This is a genomic window from Stenotrophomonas sp. YJH_SMC_133, from assembly GCF_059370655.1.
The window spans coordinates 1-18,040 of sequence record NZ_JCAFTW010000016.1 but is presented as its reverse complement, the minus strand read 5'-3'; the positions used below and the strand labels follow the sequence as shown (position 1 = coordinate 18,040).

15 protein-coding genes are annotated in these 18,040 nt (G+C 68.0%); 6 read left to right on the top strand and 9 right to left on the bottom strand.

Features of this window, described 5'->3' with window-relative positions:
- Positions 1-20: 20 nt before the first annotated feature.
- The 6 genes from AC5P78_RS19230 to rpmB form a co-directional block, all read right to left on the bottom strand.
- Complete coding sequence (locus AC5P78_RS19230) at positions 21-347, bottom strand: low molecular weight protein tyrosine phosphatase family protein (RefSeq protein ID WP_495217323.1); 327 nt, start codon at positions 345-347, stop codon at positions 21-23.
- A 121-nt stretch (positions 348-468) separates the two neighbouring features.
- The gene (gene uvrD, locus AC5P78_RS19225) at positions 469-2,661 is read right to left on the bottom strand and encodes a DNA helicase II (RefSeq protein ID WP_049396046.1); all 2,193 of its coding nucleotides are present in this window, start codon (positions 2,659-2,661) and stop codon (positions 469-471) included.
- A 9-nt stretch (positions 2,662-2,670) separates the two neighbouring features.
- Positions 2,671-4,092 (bottom strand): FAD/NAD(P)-binding protein, encoded by a 1,422-nt coding sequence (locus AC5P78_RS19220; protein ID WP_024957799.1) that lies wholly within the window; start codon positions 4,090-4,092, stop codon positions 2,671-2,673.
- Positions 4,093-4,137: 45 nt separating this feature from the next.
- The gene (gene cls, locus AC5P78_RS19215) at positions 4,138-5,556 is read right to left on the bottom strand and encodes a cardiolipin synthase (protein ID WP_005414897.1); all 1,419 of its coding nucleotides are present in this window, start codon (positions 5,554-5,556) and stop codon (positions 4,138-4,140) included.
- A 232-nt stretch (positions 5,557-5,788) separates the two neighbouring features.
- Positions 5,789-5,956 carry a 50S ribosomal protein L33 gene (rpmG, locus tag AC5P78_RS19210; RefSeq protein ID WP_169411268.1) on the bottom strand — a complete coding sequence of 56 codons (168 nt, stop codon included), beginning with the start codon at positions 5,954-5,956 and terminating at the stop codon, positions 5,789-5,791.
- Positions 5,957-5,966: 10 nt separating this feature from the next.
- Positions 5,967-6,203, bottom strand: a complete 237-nt coding sequence (gene rpmB / locus AC5P78_RS19205) for a 50S ribosomal protein L28 (RefSeq protein WP_005411638.1) — start codon at positions 6,201-6,203, stop codon at positions 5,967-5,969.
- 278 nt (positions 6,204-6,481) lie between these two features.
- Between rpmB and AC5P78_RS19200 the strand changes: the two genes are divergently transcribed.
- Positions 6,482-7,696: a nucleotide disphospho-sugar-binding domain-containing protein gene (locus AC5P78_RS19200; protein WP_065183637.1), complete on the top strand. Its 1,215-nt coding sequence runs from the start codon at positions 6,482-6,484 to the stop codon at positions 7,694-7,696.
- Positions 7,697-7,709: 13 nt separating this feature from the next.
- Here the strand turns inward: AC5P78_RS19200 and dnaQ are convergent, their stop codons facing one another.
- Positions 7,710-8,219, bottom strand: coding sequence for a DNA polymerase III subunit epsilon (gene dnaQ, locus AC5P78_RS19195; RefSeq protein ID WP_065183638.1), 510 nt, complete (start codon positions 8,217-8,219; stop codon positions 7,710-7,712).
- A 55-nt stretch (positions 8,220-8,274) separates the two neighbouring features.
- The gene (locus AC5P78_RS19190) at positions 8,275-9,168 is read right to left on the bottom strand and encodes a LysR family transcriptional regulator (protein WP_495217322.1); all 894 of its coding nucleotides are present in this window, start codon (positions 9,166-9,168) and stop codon (positions 8,275-8,277) included.
- A 108-nt stretch (positions 9,169-9,276) separates the two neighbouring features.
- Between AC5P78_RS19190 and AC5P78_RS19185 the strand changes: the two genes are divergently transcribed.
- From AC5P78_RS19185 to AC5P78_RS19165, 5 genes are all read left to right on the top strand, one after another.
- The gene (locus AC5P78_RS19185; protein WP_065183640.1) at positions 9,277-9,666 is read left to right on the top strand and encodes a RidA family protein; all 390 of its coding nucleotides are present in this window, start codon (positions 9,277-9,279) and stop codon (positions 9,664-9,666) included.
- A 203-nt stretch (positions 9,667-9,869) separates the two neighbouring features.
- A complete protein-coding gene (locus AC5P78_RS19180) occupies positions 9,870-10,202 on the top strand; it encodes a hypothetical protein (RefSeq protein WP_005411643.1) in 333 nt (110 codons plus the stop codon).
- A 56-nt stretch (positions 10,203-10,258) separates the two neighbouring features.
- Positions 10,259-11,512, top strand: a complete 1,254-nt coding sequence (locus tag AC5P78_RS19175; protein WP_065183641.1) for a TolC family protein — start codon at positions 10,259-10,261, stop codon at positions 11,510-11,512.
- Positions 11,509-12,714 carry an efflux RND transporter periplasmic adaptor subunit gene (locus AC5P78_RS19170; protein WP_065183642.1) on the top strand — a complete coding sequence of 402 codons (1,206 nt, stop codon included), beginning with the start codon at positions 11,509-11,511 and terminating at the stop codon, positions 12,712-12,714. Before AC5P78_RS19175 ends, AC5P78_RS19170 begins: the two co-directional genes overlap by 4 nt.
- Positions 12,715-12,724: 10 nt before the next feature.
- Positions 12,725-15,934 carry an efflux RND transporter permease subunit gene (locus tag AC5P78_RS19165; RefSeq protein ID WP_049396041.1) on the top strand — a complete coding sequence of 1,070 codons (3,210 nt, stop codon included), beginning with the start codon at positions 12,725-12,727 and terminating at the stop codon, positions 15,932-15,934.
- Between the two features lie 95 nt (positions 15,935-16,029).
- Here the strand turns inward: AC5P78_RS19165 and AC5P78_RS19160 are convergent, their stop codons facing one another.
- The gene (locus AC5P78_RS19160; protein ID WP_049396040.1) at positions 16,030-17,802 is read right to left on the bottom strand and encodes a DUF885 domain-containing protein; all 1,773 of its coding nucleotides are present in this window, start codon (positions 17,800-17,802) and stop codon (positions 16,030-16,032) included.
- Positions 17,803-18,040 lie beyond the last annotated feature (238 nt).

Sequence of the window (18,040 nt, the reverse complement as noted above, 5' to 3'; positions counted from 1 at the left end):
CGGCTCTACACCACCAACGCTCAACGCAGGAACGGCGCCACCTTGCGCTTCAGCAACTCCACCAGCACCGGGTCCATGTAGTCGTAGTCATCCGGGATATCCAGGCAGATCACCCGCTTGTCCTTCAGCCACGGCTTGTAGCGGCTGGACAGCCGGCTGCGGTGAGCACGCTCCATCACGAACACGATATCGGCCCACTGCAGCAGCTCGGGGCTGAGCACTTCCTCGGCATCGGCCAGCAGCCCGGCCGATGCGGTTTCGATGCCCGGCCACTCGGCGAACACCTGCTCGGCCGTCGGGCTGCGCAGGCGGTTCTGGCTGCAGAGGAAGAGCACGTTGCGGGTCATGGCTGCAGCGTATCGGGGTCGGATCCCTTTTCCAACGGAGAAGGCTCCGCCCCCAACCACGTGCATTCCGCGATGGGGTCAGAGCCCTCCCTGCGGGGGGGATCCGACCCCCCGACGGTGATCAGATCACCGTCAGGTTGGCGTAGGCCATCACCAGCCACTTGCTGCCGGCGTCGGCAAACTCGACCTGCACGCGGGCGTGGGCGCCGCTGCCTTCGTAGTCGGTCACCATGCCTTCGCCGAACTTGGGATGGGTGACCAGCGCGCCGAGCTTGACTGGCGGCGCCTCGATCGAGGCATGGCCCATCACCCGGCTGGCGCCCATCGAGGCCGGCCGCGAGACCTGCACCTTCGGGCGCACTTCGTGCAGCAGCTCGCGCGGAATCTCGCGCAGGAAGCGCGACGGCAGGCTGTAGTTGTCCTGACCATGGATGCGGCGCGATTCGGCATAGCTCAGCACCAGCTTCTGGCGCGCGCGGGTGATGCCGACGTAGGCCAGGCGGCGCTCTTCTTCCAGCCGCCCGCTTTCCTCCAGCGAACGTGCACTCGGGAACAGGCCGTCTTCCATGCCTGCCAGGAACACCAGCGGAAATTCCAGGCCCTTGGCCGAATGCAGGGTCATCAGCTGCACGCCGTCCTCGCCGGCCTGCGCCTGGCCTTCACCGGCCTCCAGCGCGGCGTAGGCCAGGAACGCGACCAGCTCGTCCATGTCCTCGCCCACTTCCTCGATGTCGTCGGCGCGGCGCACGAAGCGCGAAGCGACCGAGACCAGTTCGTCGAGGTTGTCGGTGCGCGATTCCGAATCCAGCGAATTGCGGCTTTCTTTGCTCCAGTGCTCGCGCAGCTGCGAGCGGGCCAACACGTGGTCCACGCGCTCGGCCAGGGTCATGTGCACGGTCTGCGCCTGCAGCTCGTTGACCAGCCCCAGGAAGCCGGCCAGTGCATTGCGCGCGCGTGCGGCCAGCGCGTTGCCCTGGGTGACCAGCATCGTTGCTTCCCACAGCGAGATGCCCTGCGCGCGCGCCTCGCGGCGCACTTCGTCCAGCGTGCGGTCGCCGATGCCCCGGGTAGGCGTGTTGACCGCGCGCTCGAAGGCGGCGTCATCGTTGCGGTTGGACAGCAGGCGCAGGTAAGCCAGCGCGTCCTTGATTTCGGCCCGTTCGAAGAAGCGCATGCCGCCGTACACGCGATAGGGCACCTGTTCGCTCAGCAGCGCCTCTTCAAGCGCGCGCGACTGTGCGTTGCTGCGGTAGAGCACGGCCACTTCGGTGTAGCTGCCACCATCGCGTACCCACTGGCGGGCACGCTCGACGATGTAGCGCGCCTCGTCCATCTCGTTGTACGCCGCGTACAGGTCGATCGGTTCTCCGTCGCCACTGTCGGTCCACAGCTGCTTGCCGATGCGATCCGGGTTGTGCGCGATCACCGCATTGGCAGCGCCGAGGATGTTGGCAGTGGAGCGATAGTTCTGTTCCAGGCGGATGGTCTGCGCACCTGGGAAATCACGCAGGAAGCCCTGCACGTTCTCGACCTTGGCGCCGCGCCAGCCGTAGATGGCCTGGTCATCGTCGCCGACCACGAACACGTGGCCGGAATCGCCGGCCAGCACGCGCACGAAGGCGTACTGGATGGCATTGGTATCCTGGAACTCGTCCACCAGGATCTCGCGGAAGCGGGCACGGTAGTGCGACAGCAGCGCCGGGTTGTCGCGCAGCAGTTCATGGGCGCGCAGCAGCAGCTCGGCGAAGTCGACCAGGCCGGCGCGGTCGCAGCGTGCCTGGTATTCGATATAGGCCTGGCGCATGGTTTCCAGCCACGCATCATGCGGCTCGGGCTGGATGTGCTGCGGGCGGCGACCCTCATCCTTCTGTTCGTTGATCCACCAGGCGATCTGCTTGGCCGGGTACTTGCCGTCGTCCAGTTCCAGCGCCTGCACCACGCGCTTGACCAGCCGCAGCTGATCATCTGAATCCATCACCTGGAAGCCTTCGGGCAGCTTGGCGTCCTGCCAGTGCAGGCGCAGCAGGCGGTTGGCCAGGCCGTGGAAGGTGCCGATCCACATGCCGCGGCTGCCATTGGGCAGCTGCGCGTCGATGCGGTGGCGCATTTCACCGGCCGCCTTGTTGGTGAAGGTCACCGCGAAAATGCCGTGGGTCGGCACGCCTTCGACTTCATGCAGCCAGGCGATGCGGTGGGTGAGTACGCGGGTCTTGCCGGAACCGGCACCGGCCAGCACCAGGTGGTGGCCGGGGGGAGCGGAGACGGCTTCGCGCTGGGCCGGGTTCAGGCCATCAAGCAGGTGGGAGACATCCATGCCCCCATTTTACGGCATCGCCGTCGCGGCTCCTGCGACCACCTGGGTGGCCAGTGCTTGCGCCTGCTGACGCAGTTCAGGCACCGCCAGGCTTTCCCACAGGCTGCCGATGCGCAGGCTGCCGAGCACGCCCAGCCGTGCCTGCGGCTGGCCCCCGGCAGCACACAGGCGGTCGCCCGGCACCGTGCTGTCCAGGCCCAGCCCATGCGGGCCGGGGCGCGCCAGACCATCGGCCTGCAGCTGCTGCAGCAACGGATTGCGCAGCGCACTGGCGCGGGTTTCCACACCGGTGGCGTTGATCACGCCGCCGATCGTCCACTGCTGTTCATTGCCGGTGGCATCGCGACCCGACAGCCGCAGGGCATCGCCTTCGCGGCCGACGCGTTGCAGGCGGGACCGGTGAACACGCAGTTGGCCGCTTTCGATCAGCGCCTGCAGCTGTGCGTCGACCTCTTCGGCGATGCGGTGGCGATGCACGTCCCAGTAGCGCACCACATGGCGCAGGAAGCGGCGCTGGTCGGCCGCGTCGAGGCTGCACCACAGCGCCTGCCCGTGCGGACGGATGCGGTCCATCACGCCCTGCCACGGCAGGCCGTCGGCCTGTGCCTGGCGTGCGAACCCACGCAACGCGCGCAGGCGCTGGCGCAGGTTCATCGGCAGCAGCGTGGCCGGGTCGAACCTGGGCAGGCCACCATGCGCATGCGGCAACGGCAGCAGGCCGTGGCGCGAGATCACATGCAGCGGGCCGGTGTGGCCGGCGGCGACCAATGCCAACACGGTGTCGGCCATGCTCAGGCCGGAGCCTACGATGGCCACGGCCTGCTCGCCGGCCAGGGTGCGTACGCCGTCGTAGTCCCAGGCCTCGATCACGTCATCGGCGGGCAGTGCCTCGGCACCGGCCACCGGCAGCGGCCGCATGCTGTTGCCGGTGGCCAGCACCGCCTGCGCGGCGTGCAGCGTGCTGCCATCGCCGAGTGTCAGCTGGTAGCCATGGTCATCCGGCTGCAGGCCCAGCACCGGCTGCGCGATCACCTGCAGCTGTGCCGGGCTGGTCGCAGCGGCCTCCTGCAGGCGCTGCTGCAGGTAGGCAGCAAAGTAGTGGCGGCACACATAGCGCTCGCCCAGCACCTCGCGCGCCTCGCCCGGGTAGGCATTGGCGGCCATCAGGTAGTCGAGGAAATCGCCGGGCTGGTCGGCAAACGCACTCATCTTCGCCGCCGGCACGTTCAGCAGATGCTCCGGCCATGGCGTGGCATAGGCGATGCCCTGCGCCAGCTGCGAGGCGGGTTCGAAGATGGCCAGCGCCAGCGGCGCCTTGGCCTGGCGCAACACCTGGATCGCCACCAGCACCCCGGCCGCACCACCACCGATGATTGCCAGGTCCAGTTCGCCATTACGCGGTGAATCAGTCATGTGCCGATTGTAGGCCATCGGCGATGACGGGCCGGATTGCCGGAATGGGCGGCCGGCATTGCTTCACATCAACGCATCGGCCAGCCGTGCAATACCTTCGCGGCTGCGCCGCCACGTGGGACGGCTGCGCCACTGCTGCAGGTCCAGCTGCCGCGACTCGCGCAGGTAGCCGTCCTCGATCGCGCACAGCTGCTGGACCAGCGCGCGGTCGTAGCAGATCAGGCCGATCTCGGCATTCAGCGCGAACGAGCGGATATCCATGTTGATGGAGCCGAGCACGGCGATGTCCTCATCCACGCTCATGTGCTTGGCGTGCAGGAACTGCGGCTCGTACAGCGCGATGCGCACGCCACAGCGCAGCAGTTCATCGTAGTAGGCCTCCTGCGCCCACGACGTCAACCGCTGGTTGTTGCTGGCAGACAGGATCAGCTGCACCTGCACGCCGGACAATGCGGCGATACGCAGCGCACTCAGTGTGGCTTCGTCAGGTACGAAGTACGGGGTGACCATCACCAGCCGGCGTCGCGCCAGGTGGATCAGCGCGGCTACCGCGTCGCGCGCGTTGCTGTACGGGTAGGCCGGGCCGCTGGGCAGCAGCTGGGTGGCGATGTCGTCGCCGCATTCGGGCACATCGGTGATCACATCTAGGCGCTGGCCGGTCTCCATGTACCAGTCGCTGGCGAATACGGCTTCCAGGTGCGCCACCGCCGGGCCGCGCACGCGCGCCACCAGTTCGCGGTTCGGGTGGCCCGGCACGAACTGCGGGCCCGCCAGGTTCTGCGAACCGACATAGGCCACTTCGTTGTCGATCACCGCGATCTTGCGGTGGTTGCGCAGGTCCATGCGTCCGCTGCGACGCCAGCGCAGGCCACCGGGCAGCATCGCGCGCACTTCGATGTCGCGCGCCTGCAGGCGCTTGCGATAGGCGCGCAGGCCACGCTTGGCGCCCACCGCATCGAGCAGCACGCGGCACTGCACGCCACGCGCGGCGGCACGCTGCAAGGCCTCGACAATGGCCTCGCCGACCGCGTCGTCGAACATCAGGTAGTACAGCAGGTGCACGCGGTCTTCGGCCTGGTCGATGTCGGCGATCAGCGTGTGCAGCGACTCGTCGTAGTCGGTCAGCAGATCGACGGCGTTGCCGTGTACCGGCATGAAATCGCCCTGGCGCTGCACCAACGGCACGATCTCGGCGCTGGCGGTGTCGGGCTGTGGGGTCCAGCGCAGGCGATGCTGCAGCGCCTGCTCCTCACGGATCACCTGCGAGGCCTCGGCCTGGCGGCGGATGCGCTCGCGCGACAGCCACGGATGGCCGAACAGCAGGTACAGCGGCAGGCCCAGCAGCGGTACGAAGCCGACCAGCAGCAGCCAGCTGCGCGCCGCGCCGGGCGTGGTGCGGGTGGGAATCCAGCACAGCGCGACCAGCCGGATCAGCCAGTCGATCAGCAGCAGGTAGGAACCCAGCAACCACTCGAACAGCATCGTGTCGCCCGTCGGGAGGTGATGGGCCATTCTGCCCAGCGGGGTGTGTAGAGTCGAGCTGCGCTCGACTGCGTTGAAGCAGCGTGCCAACCAAGGTTGGCACCTACCGGGGGGTGGAGGGAGTGTGCCGACCAACGGTCGGCACCCACAGGCGCCCACCACGGGAACATCGGGCATGAAAAAACCCGCCACAAGGGCGGGTTTCTTCGCGGGGACCAGCAATCCTTGCGGATTACTTGATCTTGCCTTCCTTGTACAGGACGTGCTTGCGCACGACCGGATCGTACTTCAGGAATTCCATCTTCCCCGGGGTGTTCTTCTTGTTCTTGTCGGTCGTGTAGAAGTGGCCGGTACCGGCCGAGGAAATCATACGGACCTTATCGCGCTTGCCTGCCATGATGCTTTACTCCTCAGACCTTTTCGCCGCGCGCACGCAGCTCAGCCAGAACGGAATCGATGCCGTTCTTGTCGATGGTGCGCAGTGCATGCGCGGAAACACGAAGCTTGACCCAGCGGTTCTCGCTGGCCACCCAGAAACGGCGCTCGTGCAGATTCGGCAGGAAACGACGACGGGTCTTGTTGTTGGCGTGCGAGACGTTGTTACCCGTCTGCACTCGCTTGCCGGAAACCTGGCATACGCGGGACATTGCGCACCTCGATAGTAGTAGTTGTCAGCCCGTAGCCCGGGAGACGGCGGCCTCGATGGTTGCCCACCACACGTCAAGAGAATCAAAGGGTTACGCTGGCGTTGGGCGGCCGGGGACGTGCTCCCGGGGGCGCCGCCCGGTAGAAAACCGGACACAGCGAGCCGCGCATTATGCACGGGTTCAAGCACTTGCGCAAGTTACCCACAGGCTGCGGCTGAACCGGCAGGGCCGGGAGCCCGCCAACCGGCATACTGCTCCGGTTCACTGCGGAGCTTTCCATGCGGCTGCTGGCCCTGACCTACGGAACCGAAGGCGATACGCGTCCGCTGGCCATGCTCTGCCATGGGCTGATCGGCGCAGGCCACGCGGTGACACTGCTGGCCGATGGCGGCACGCTGGGCAGCGCGCAGGCACTGGATGTGCCCCATGCGGCTCTTGAAGGTGACATCCATGACGAAGTGGTCGCGCTGGTCTCGCGTGGCAACGGTGTTGCCGCCGCCAGTAGCGGGCTGGCACGGATGGCGCTGCAGCATGTCAGCGGCTGGATGCGCCAGGCCGATGCCGCTGCCGAAGGCTGCGATGCGATTCTGACCGGTGGCCTGGCGGCCTTTGTCGGCATGAGCGTGGGCGAACGCCGCGGACTGCCGGTCATCGGCACCGGCATGATCCCGCTGACCCCGACGCGGGCCTTCCGCTCTCCGTTCCTGCCACCGGGACGCTCGCCGGGCTGGTTGAACCGCGCCAGCTATGGGCTGGTCAACGGCCTGATCTGGCGCCAGTTCCGTCGGCCGATCAACGCAGCCCGCAAGCAGCTGGGGCAATCGCCGCGCCGCTCGCTGTGGCCCGGCCTGCCGATGCTCTATGGCATCTCGCCGCAGCTGCTGCCGCCACCGGCGGATTGGCCGGCCGACCACATCGTCTGTGGCCAATGGCGCCTTCCTGATGCGCCCTGGATACCCCCGGCCGATCTGCAGGCCTTCCTCGATGCCGGCCCGGCGCCGGTGTATCTGGGCTTCGGCAGCATGACCGGCTTTGATCGCGAGCGCGTGTTGCCGGCCCTGCTGCAGGCGCTGGCGCCACGCCGGGTGCTGCTGTTTCCTGGCTGGGTGGGACTGCCTGCGATGCGCTTGCCCGATTCGGTCTTCGTACTGGGGCCGACTCCACACGAAGCGCTGTTCCCGCGTTGCGCATTCGCCATCCATCACGGTGGCAGCGGCACCACGCATTCGGCCTGCCGCGCCGGTGTTCCTTCGCTGGTGATGCCGTTCGCCGCCGATCAGTTCTTCTGGGCTGATCGTCTGTATCGGTTGGGCGTGGCACCGGCACCGTTGTCACCGAAGCGGCTGGACGCAGCAACGCTGGCGGCAGCCATCACCTTCGTTGAAACCGACGCAACACGCGCACGCGCGGCGGCCCTGGGCGTGGCGATGCGCCATGAGGACGGGGTGGCCTGTGGCGTTGCAATGATCGAGCGATGGTTGCGGCCGGTGTGACAGCGGCCAGGCCTCAGCGCAGGTGCGGAATCACCTGCGCCAGTAGGTGCGCATCCTTCAACGCGCCATGCAGGCCGCGCTGGCTGGGAATGCGCAGGCGCTGCAGCACATCATCCAGCTTGTTGCCCTGACCCGGCCAGCGTCCCCGCGCAAGCTTCAGGCTGCAGGTGATGCGGCAGTGCTGGGCCAGCGCGCCGGGGATGCCGGACAGGCGCAGCTCGTTGTCCAGGAAGCCCACATCGAAGGTAGCGTTGTGCGCGACCATCTCGCTGCCGCGCAGGAACTCCAGCAGTTCGACCGCCTTGCTGGAGAACAGCGGCTTGCCCACCAGCATCGCATCGCTGATGCCGTGCACGCGCTGTGCGCCCCAATCCACCTTGCGCTGCGGCTGCAGGTAGGTGTGGAACTGGCGGCCGGTGAGCTGGCCATCGATCAGTTCGACGGCACCGATTTCGATCACCCGGTGCCCCAGGCGGTGGGAGATGCCGGTGGTTTCGGTATCCAGTGCGACGATGCGGCTCATCAGGGTGTGCGTTCTCCAGTACGTGCACGCCGATTTTCGCACGCGACCGATGCACTCACCCCAACGCTTCCACCACCCAATCGATGAACACCCGCAGCCGCTGGCTCATGTGCCGGTTCGGCGGGAACATCACGTGCATCGGCATCGGCGGCAGCTGCCAGTCCTGCAACACCGGCAGCAGCTCGCCGCGCGCCACGTGCGGCTCGGCCATGTAGCTGGGCAGCGCCACCACGCCCAGCCCCGCAAGCGCCGCGGCCAGATAGGCGTTTCCATCATCGAAGCCGACCGTATAGCGGCCCTGCACCTCAACGCGCTCATCGCCGCGCTGCGCGCTGAACACCCGCGCCCGGCCACTGCGCGGGCTGAGGAAGCCGACCATGTGGTGGTCGGGTCCCTCCAGCGCGCGCGGGTCGGTCGGCAGGCCGAAGCGCTGCACATAGCCCGGACTGGCGTGGAAACCGATCGGCAGCGCGCCGAGCGGCCGCGCCACCAGTGCCGGGTCGGCGGGGGTGCCACCCCGGATCACGCAATCGACGTTGTCGGCGATGACGTCGACCTCGCGGTCGCTGACGCCGATGTCCAGCTGGATCTCCGGGTAGCGCGCCTGGAAATCCAGCAACGCCGGCACCAGCCGCAACCGCGCGTACGGCCCGGGCACATCCACGCGCAGCCGCCCGCGTGGCTGGGTGGCCGCGTCGCCCAGCCCGCCCTCCACTTCTTCCAGCTCGGCCAGCAGGCGGGCGATGCGCGGGTAGTAGGCCGCGCCGTCGGCGGTGACGCTGACCCGGCGCGTGGTGCGGTTGGGCAGGCGCAGCCGCAGGTGTGCCTCCAGTTGCTGCACCAGCTGGGTGGCCGTAGTGCGGCTGATCTGAAGGGTCTGCGCGGCCCGGGTGAAGCTGCCGGTTTCCACCACGCGGGCAAACGCCCGCATCGCCTCGAAACGGTCCATGGCGGGCCATGATTGTTTGGAATTGGCAATCAATCTAGGCCGATCATCGCGGTTTATCCAGACAGCACTGGCGCGGAGGATGGCGTTCTCTCCCACGGGATCTTCCCCATGTCACAGCGTGATGTCGTTTTCCCCGCCGTCCGCCAGGCCCTGTACGAGCGCAACCGCTACTCGCCGGCGATCCGATCCAATGGCTTCCTGTTCGTCTCCGGCCAGGTCGGCAGCCGCGAGGACGGCTCGCCCGAGCCGGATTTCGAAACCCAGGTGCGCCGCGCGTTCGAGAATCTCAATGCGGTGCTGGCCGCTGCCGGCTGCACGTTCGATGACGTGATCGATGTGACCGTGTTCCTGGTCGATCCGGAAACCAACTTCGAGAAGGCCTGGGCGATCGTGCCCGAGTACTGGGGCGAGGCGCCGCACCCGACCCTGACCGGCATCGGCGTGACCTGGCTGTACGGGTTCCAGTTCGAGATCAAGGTGATCGCGAAGTTGCCGTGATACGGGTAGTGCCGGCCGCTGGCCGGCAACGCAGTGGGGTCGAAAAGCGTGTCGACCAAGGTCGACACCCACCAAGGCAGGAGGTCCGCACCCACCAGGGCAGGATGCCCCCAGGCCGTCCACCTGAACGGGAGATTCCGACGTATTCCCGAAGCGGCCATTGATATTGTATCCGGCGAAAACCGCTTGCTAGCCTCCCTTCCATGCGCCGGATCTCCCGCCACCTTCGCTCGTACCTGATGATGCTGCTGATGGCGGCATTCGTGGTCGTGCCGGTGGCCGACGCGCTGGCCTGCACGGTGGAACCGCACGCCAGCACGGTGCACGTGGAGTCCGCTCCGGATGCCGATGGCGATACCGACGGCAAGCATGTTGGTGCCTGTGGCCACAACCACTGCCACCACTCCAACCTGAGCCTGCCGGCCAGTACCCTCGCCGCCTTCGGTGCGCCACTGCCGGCGCGCTGGATGAATGCCGGCGACGCGGCGACCTATGCGGTCGCCCAGGATGAATTGACGCGTCCCCCCCGGGCGTGAGTTGAGCGCGTCCCGCGATTGCGGGCTCCCGTTTCACTCACAACCGGAATCCCCCTATGTCGATCCTGACACCTCGGTCGCCGCGCGCGGCCGGGCTGGTCGTCGCTGTGTTGCTGGGCCTGGCCCCGGCGGCATCGGTGATGGCGCAAGCCGCCCCTTCCTACGACGCCCTGCTTGAACGCCTGGACCAGCTGCCCGGCACCCGTGTGGGTGCGGCGCTGGCCGAGGCCGCCGACGCGCGCGCCGACCAGGCCCGTGCATTGCCCAACCCTTCCCTCTCCTACTCCGCTGAAAACGCCTGGGGCACCGGCTCCTATGGCGGCATGGGCAAGGCCGATACCGTGCTCACCTTGTCCCAGCCGCTGGAGGTCTGGGGCCAGCGTGGCGCGCGCGTCCGTGCGGCCCGGGCCGAAGCCCAGGCGGCCAACCTGCGTGGTGCCCAAAGCCGCAGCGACGTGGCCAGCCAGCTGGCGGTGGTCTACGCACAGGCGGAAAGTGCACTGCGCCGCTACACCCTGGCCGAAGAAGCACTGACCCTCACCCGCGCTGACGCCAACGCCGTCAACGCGTTGGTCAAGCAGGGCCGCGAACCGCAGCTGCGTGCGGTGCAGGCGCAGAGCGAGGTGGCCAACGCCAGCGCCGCGCTGGATGAAGCGCAGGCGTTCCGCGATGCCGCGCTGGCCCGCCTGGCCGGTGCTGCACTGCTGGATGCACCGGTGCAGTCGATCGACGACAGCCTGCTCGACCGTGCGCCGCCGCTACCGCGTGGCGCCACCGACGTGGCACTGGCGGTGCGCATCGCCGAAGCCGAAGCCGATGCGGCGGGCAAGCTGGTCGAGGTGGAGCGCAAGCGTGCCCTGCCCGACCTCAGTGTCACCGCCGCGCAGACCCGCTTCCGCGAGGGCGGCGAGCGTGCCTACAACCTCGGGGTCAGCCTCAGCATCCCGCTGTTCGACCGCAACCGCGGTGGCATCCGCGCCGCCAATGCCGACCAGCGCGCGGCCGAAGCGCGCCTGGACCAGCAGCGCCGCGACAGCGAGGCCGAGCGCCTCTCTGCGGTGGCCGGGTTGAAGGCCGCCAGTAGCCGTACCCGCGCCGCCGATGAAAGCGTGGTCGCCGCCGAAGAGGCGTATCGCCTGGCCCGCATTGGCTTCGACGCCGGACGCATCTCGCAGCTGGAACTGCGCAGCACGCGCAGCGCCCTCATCGCCGCCCGCGGCACCGCCGTGGATGCGCGCCTGTCGCGCGTCGCCGCGGAAATCGATCTTGCCCGCCTGGAAGGGCGCGCACCCTTTGTGGAGGCTCCATGACTCTCTCCCGTACTTTCCCGCTGATCGGCGGCGTGCTGCTGACCGTCCTGCTGGCTGGCTGCGCCGGCAACGCGCAGACGCCTGCCAATGAAACCCCCGCTGCGGCCAAGGCCGGCACCGACGATGGCCACGGCCATGCCGCCGGCAGCAAGGAAGCCAAGGCAGAAACCGCGAAGGCACCTGCTGACGCCGACGAAGGCGTGGTGCAGCTGACCCCGGAGCAGATCAAGGCCTCCGGTATCGAAGTGGTCGCGATCGGTCGCGGTGGCGGTGGCTCCACGCGCCTGTCCGGCCGGGTCGAACCGTCGGTCGGTGCACGCGCCTCGGTGGCGTCGACCGTGACCGGCCGCGTCGAGCGCGTGCTGGTCGCGCCGGGCACCGCGGTGAAGCAGAACCAGGCGCTGGCGATCGTGGTCAGCGGCGAAGCGGCGGTGTTCCGCGCCAATGCGCTGGCCGCAGCGGCCGAAGCCGAAGCCGCGCGGCTGGCCTATGGCCGCGACAAGGCCCTGGTCGACCAGGGCGTGGTCGCCCGCCAGGAGATGGAAGCCTCGCGTGCACGTTCGCTGGCGGCACAGGCCCAGGCTGCTGCCGCGCAGGCCCAGGCCGCCGCGAACGGTGCGCCCGATGCCAGCGGTCGCGTGCGCATCACCAGCCCGGTGGCCGGCATCGTCGGCAACGTGCAGGTCACGCCGGGCGGCGTGGTCGCCGCCGGCAGCGCGGTGGCCGACGTCGCCGACCCGACGATGAACGAGCTGGTGTTCACCGCACCGCCCGCGCTGGCCGCGCAGGTCACGCCCGGCATGAAGCTGGAAGTCAGCGTGCCGGGTGGCGGCTTCACCGCCACCGTCACCGGTTCGGCTGCCGATGTGCGCCAGCAGGGCGGCGTCGCGGTGATCCGTGCTACGCCGGTGGATGCGTCGCTGCCGCCGGCCGGTTCGCCGGTATCGGCCGTAGTGGTCACCGAAGGCCAGGACGGCTCGCTCAGCGTCCCGGCCGATGCAGTGCAGAACGTCGATGGCAGCAGCGCGGTGTTCGTCGCCGTCGAAGGTGGCTTCAAGGCGCAGCCGGTCCTGGCTGGGCGTCGCGCCGGCGACCGCATCGAGATCCTCGGTGGCCTGACCGGCAATGAGCGCATCGTCGGTGCCAACGCCTTCCTGCTCAAGGCCGAACTGGCCAAGGGCGAAGCCGAGCACGGCCACTGAGGAGGCGACCATGTTCAAGCTGATCATTGAAACAGCGGTGCGCCACCGCTGGCTGGTGGTGTTCATGGCGGCGCTGATCGCTGCGGTGGGCCTGTTCCAGCTGGGCAAGCTGCCGATCGACGCGGTGCCGGACATCACCAACCGCCAGGTGCAGATCAACACGGTGGCACCGGCGCTGACCCCGGAGCAGATCGAGCGGCAGGTGACCTACCCGCTGGAAACCGCGCTGGCCGGCATCCCCGGCCTGACCACCACGCGTTCACTGTCGCGCAATGGCTTCTCGCAGGTCACCGCGATCTTCACCGATGCGACCGACATCTACTTCGCGCGCCAGCAGGTGGCCGAACGCATGCGCGAGGCATCGGAAGACCTGCCCGATGGCGCGTCGCCGATGCTGTCGCCGGTCACCACCGGCCTCGGCGAAGTGCTGATGTGGACCGTGGACTTCACCGCGTTCGATCCGGCCAGGCTGGCCAAGCCGGGTGAAGCCGGCTGGCAGGCCGGCGAGGTCTACCGCACGCCGGAAGGCAATCTGCTGCGTACACCGGAAGAACGTGCGACCTACCTGCGCACCGTGCAGGACTGGATCATCGCGCCGCAGATGCGTTCCAGCCCGGGGCTGGCCGGCGTCGATACGGTCGGTGGCTACGTCAAGGAATATGGCGTGCATCCGGACAGCGCCCGGCTGGCCGCGCACGGCCTCGGCCTGGCCGATCTGGTCACCGCCCTGCAGCGTTCCAACGTGCAGGCCGGTGCCGGTTTCGTGCAGCGCGCCGGCGAAGGACTGGTGGTGCGTGCCGATGGCCTGGCGCTGACCACCGAGGATCTGGCACAGGCCCCGGTGGCGACCCGCAATGGCGTGGTGGTGCGCGTGGCCGATGTGGCCGAGGTCGAGCTGAGCCGCGCGCCGCGCCTGGGTGCGGCCAGCCGCAACGGCCATGAAGCCGTGCTGGGTACCGCGCTGATGATTGCCGGCGGCAACAGCCGCACCGTGGCGCAGGCCGCTGCGGCGCGCCTGGAACAGGTGAACAAATCGCTGCCGGCCGACATCGTGGCCGCGCCGGTGCTGGACCGCAGCGTGCTGGTCAATTCCACCATCAAGACCGTGGCCAGGAACCTCACCGAGGGCGCGCTGCTGGTGGTGGTGGTGCTGTTCCTGCTGCTGGGCAACCTGCGTGCAGCAACGATCACCGCGCTGGTGATTCCACTGTCGTTCCTGTTCGCAGTGATCGGCATGAACCGCTTCGGCATCAGCGGCAACCTGATGAGCCTGGGTGCGCTGGACTTCGGCATCCTGGTGGACGGTGCGGTGATCGTGGTCGAGTCGACGCTGCTGATGCTGGGCCAGCGCCGCGCCGAACTGGGCCGTGCATTGACCGCGATGGAGCGGCTGCGCGTGGCTGCCGATTCGGCGATGAAGATGGCGCGTCCAGCTGCGTTCGGACAGTTGATCATCCTGCTGGTGTTCGCGCCGATCCTCACCCTGGAAGGCGTGGAGGGCAAGACGTTCCACCCGATGGCAGCGACCTTCATGCTGGCCCTGGTCGGTGCCTTCATCTTCTCCTTCACCTTCGTGCCGGCGATGGCCGCGCTGCTGGTGCGCGAGCCGAAGGTGAAGGACGGCGATACGCATGCCGAAGATGGCGAGCACGAGACGAAGCTGATCCGCGTGCTGCGTGCGCGCATCGAGCCGATGGTGCGCAAGGCCGTGGCGCATCCGCGCACGGTGCTGGCAGCTGCGGTGATGATGGTGGTGGTGGGCATCGGCGCGTTCTCGCTGCTGGGCCGCGAGTTCATGCCGACGCTGGACGAAGGCAACGTGGCGATGCAGGCCCTGCGCGTGCCGTCGACCTCGCTGGAGCAGTCGCTGGCGATGCAGCTGGCGCTGGAGAAAGCGATCGCCACGCAGCCGGAAGTGGAGACCGTGTTCTCGCGTACCGGTACCGCCGAGGCGGCCATCGACCCGATGCCGACCAACATCTCCGACAGCGTGATCGTGCTGAAGCCGCGCAAGGACTGGCCCGATCCGAAGCTGGCCAAGGACGCACTGGTGGCGCGCTTCGAAAAGCTGGCCGGGCAGCAGCTGGGCAACAGCTTCGAGTTCAGCCAGCCGATCGAACTGCGCTTCAACGAGCTGATTTCCGGCGTGCGTACCGACCTGGCAGTGATGATCTTCGGCGATGACTTCAGCCAGCTGCAGAAGGTGGCCGACCAGGTGGCGCTGAAGCTGCGTGCGGTGAACGGCGCGGCCGACGTGCGGGTGGAACAGATCTCCGGCCTGCCTACGCTCAACGTGGCGATCGACCACGTGGCGGCGGCGCAGTACGGCCTGACTGCCGCGGATGTGAGTGATGCACTGTCCACCGGCATTGGCGGCACGGCGGCCGGCAAGATCTTCGAAGGTGATCGCCGCTTCAACGTAGTGGTGCGCCTGGACGATGCCTCGCGCAACGATCCGGACCAGCTGGCCTCGCTGCCGATCGCCACGCCTTCGGGGCTGGTGATTCCGCTGTCGTCGGTCGCGCGCATCACGGTCAGCGAAGGACCGAACCAGATCAGCCGCAACAACGGCAGCCGCCGCGTGGTAGTGCAGGCCAACGTGCGTGGCCGTGATCTGGGCGGCTTCGTGGGTGAAGCACAGGCGGCGGTGGCAGACGTGGCGCTGCCGCCGGGTGCGTACCTGACCTGGGGCGGTCAGTTCGAGAACCTGCAGCGCGCGGAGAAGCGACTGGCAACGGTGGTGCCGGTGGTGTTCCTGCTGATCGGCAGCCTGCTGTTCATGGCCCTGCGCAGCGGCAAGGAAGCCATTCTGGTGTTCAGCTGCGTGCCGCTGGCGCTGGTCGGCGGCATCCTCGCGCTGCTGCTGCGTGGCATGCCGTTCTCGGTATCGGCGGCGGTCGGCTTCATCGCCGTCTCCGGCGTGGCCACCTTGAACGGCCTGGTGCTGATGCAGGCGATCCGCGAACGCCTGGATGCCGGTGACCTGCCGCTGCAGGCAGCGATCAACGGTGCATCGAGCCGTATCCGTGCGGTGCTGACCACGGCGCTGGTGGCGATCGTCGGCTTCATTCCGATGGCGATTGCCAGCGGTTCCGGTGCGGAAGTGCAGAAGCCGCTGGCGACGGTGGTGATCGGTGGCCTGATCACCGCCACCGTGCTGACCCTGCTGGTGCTGCCGACCTTTGCTGCACGGGTGGCCAAGCCGCGGGCGGTGGGGTGAGCTGAGAGGGGGTCGGAGCCCTTTCCGTGGGAAAGGGATCCGACCCCGTGACCGGGTCGGATTGCCGGCCAGCGGCCGGCACTACCCGGTAGCGGTCAGGCCTTCTTGCGCTCGGCGATGTAGGCCTGGATCTGCTGTTCCAGCACCGGCAGCGGCACCGAGCCCTGCTTGAGCAGGGTGTCGTGGAAGCCCTTGATGTCGAACTTGTCGCCCAGTTCCTTCTCGGCCTGCGCGCGCAGGCGCACGATGGCGATCTCGCCCAGCTTGTAGCTCAGTGCCTGGCCCGGCCAGGAGATGTAGCGGTCCACTTCGGTGGTCACTTCATGCTCGCTCAGCGCGGTGTGGTCACGCAGGTAGGCCAGCGCCTGCTCGCGGGTCCAGCCCTTGCTGTGCACGCCGGTGTCGATCACCAGGCGCGCGGCGCGCCACATCTCATAGGTCAGGCGGCCGAAATCCTCGTACGGGGTTTCGTAGATGCCCATCTCCACGCCCAGCTTCTCGCAGTACAGCGCCCAGCCTTCGCCATAGGCGGAGATGTAGGCGTTGCGGCGGAACTCGGGCAGGTTCTTCTGTTCGGCGGCGATCGCGCCCTGCAGCGCGTGGCCCGGATCGGACTCATGCAGCGTCAGTGCCGGCAGGTTGTACAGCGGGCGCGACGGCAGGTTGTAGGTATTGAGCCAGTAGGTGCCCATGCCACCACGGCCGGCGGTCCAGAACGGCGCGATATCCGGCGGCACCGGCACGATGGTGAAGCGCGCGCGCGGCAGCGTCATGTACTTGCCGAGCTGGCCGTCCGCCCGCTTGGAGATCCACGCGGCACGCGACAGCAGCTCTTCCGGCGTCTTGGCATAGAACTGCGGATCGGTACGCAGGAAGGTCAGGAACTCGGCGAAGCTGCCCTTGAACTTCACCTGCTTGATGATGTCGTTCATTTCCTTCTGGATGCGTGCGACTTCATCCAGGCCGATGCGATGGATCTCGTCCGGCGACAGGTCCAGCGTGGTGTATTCGTGGATCTGCTGCTTGTAGTACGCCTTGCCATCAGGCATCGCTTCGGCGGCCAGGGTGGTGCGCGCCTGCGGCACGTACTCGTTGACGAAGAAGGTGCGCAGCTGCTGGAACGCCGGCACCACCTTGCCGCTGATCGCTTCACGCGCCTGCGCCTGCAGCCTGGCCTGCTCGGCGGCCGGGATGGTGGTGGGCAGCTTCTTGAACGGCGCGTACAACGGCGATCCGGTCGGGTCCTTCAGCTCGGCGACGGTGGCGATGGACACTTCGCGGCCATCGAGCACGGCACGCGGCACGCTGAAGCCACGCTTCAGGCCGGCACGCATGTTCTCGGTCTGCTGGCCGAAGTAACGCGGCACATCGTTCAGCCGTGCGATGTAGTTCTGGTAGTCCTGCACGGTCTTCATCTCGCGCCGGGCCATGAAGGACAGGTTGGACCAGAACGAGGAGTCGGCGTTGAACGGCATCTCGTAGCCGCGCAGGCGCGTCTCTTCGGCCAGGTTGAACACCTGGTCGTGGTAGATCGCGTAGTTGACCTGGTTGTCGGGCGACAGGGTCTTCGGGTCGATCTTCTTCAGCGCGGCGAGGGTCTCGTCCCACACCTTCAGGCGCGCCTGCTGCGCGGCCGGGCCGACATCGGGCATGCGGGTGGCATTGGCCGGCGCGTCTTCGTCCTCGCTGGCCTCACCGCCGCCCTGCTGGCGCCACTTCCATTCCTTCTCGTACAGCGCGCGGAAGGCGGCATCGGCGGGCGATTCGGTGGCCACGCTGGCCGGTGCGGCGGTGGCAGGCGGCGCGGCAAGGGCCACGGCGGGGGCGGACAGGGCAATCAGCAGGGCAACGGCAAGACGGGTTTTCACGAGCACAGGTTCCCGGGAAGGCAGACCCCGATGATGGCACCGCCCACGGCCCACGGCATGGGACGAAGGTCCTGCCTGCAGCGCAGGCAGGACCGGGAACCGGCCGCAGGCCGGGCCCCCAGCGCCGGGGGCGCGTGGTAGAGCCGACTGTCAGTCGGCTGCTCTTCCGCCATATGCAGCAAACCCCGCGCTCCGCGCGAAAGTCGACTGACAGTCGACTCTACCCACGGCAGGCAGG

Coding starts and splice junctions, on each gene's coding strand:
- AC5P78_RS19230 (WP_495217323.1), bottom strand. CDS start 347: ATGACCCGCAACGTGCTCTTCCTCTGCAGCCAGAACCGCCTGCGCAGC.
- uvrD (WP_049396046.1), bottom strand. CDS start 2,661: ATGGATGTCTCCCACCTGCTTGATGGCCTGAACCCGGCCCAGCGCGAA.
- AC5P78_RS19220 (WP_024957799.1), bottom strand. CDS start 4,092: ATGGCCTACAATCGGCACATGACTGATTCACCGCGTAATGGCGAACTG.
- cls (WP_005414897.1), bottom strand. CDS start 5,556: ATGCTGTTCGAGTGGTTGCTGGGTTCCTACCTGCTGCTGATCGACTGG.
- rpmB (WP_005411638.1), bottom strand. CDS start 6,203: ATGTCCCGCGTATGCCAGGTTTCCGGCAAGCGAGTGCAGACGGGTAAC.
- AC5P78_RS19200 (WP_065183637.1), top strand. CDS start 6,482: ATGCGGCTGCTGGCCCTGACCTACGGAACCGAAGGCGATACGCGTCCG.
- dnaQ (WP_065183638.1), bottom strand. CDS start 8,219: ATGAGCCGCATCGTCGCACTGGATACCGAAACCACCGGCATCTCCCAC.
- AC5P78_RS19190 (WP_495217322.1), bottom strand. CDS start 9,168: ATGGACCGTTTCGAGGCGATGCGGGCGTTTGCCCGCGTGGTGGAAACC.
- AC5P78_RS19185 (WP_065183640.1), top strand. CDS start 9,277: ATGTCACAGCGTGATGTCGTTTTCCCCGCCGTCCGCCAGGCCCTGTAC.
- AC5P78_RS19180 (WP_005411643.1), top strand. CDS start 9,870: ATGCGCCGGATCTCCCGCCACCTTCGCTCGTACCTGATGATGCTGCTG.
- AC5P78_RS19175 (WP_065183641.1), top strand. CDS start 10,259: ATGTCGATCCTGACACCTCGGTCGCCGCGCGCGGCCGGGCTGGTCGTC.
- AC5P78_RS19170 (WP_065183642.1), top strand. CDS start 11,509: ATGACTCTCTCCCGTACTTTCCCGCTGATCGGCGGCGTGCTGCTGACC.
- AC5P78_RS19165 (WP_049396041.1), top strand. CDS start 12,725: ATGTTCAAGCTGATCATTGAAACAGCGGTGCGCCACCGCTGGCTGGTG.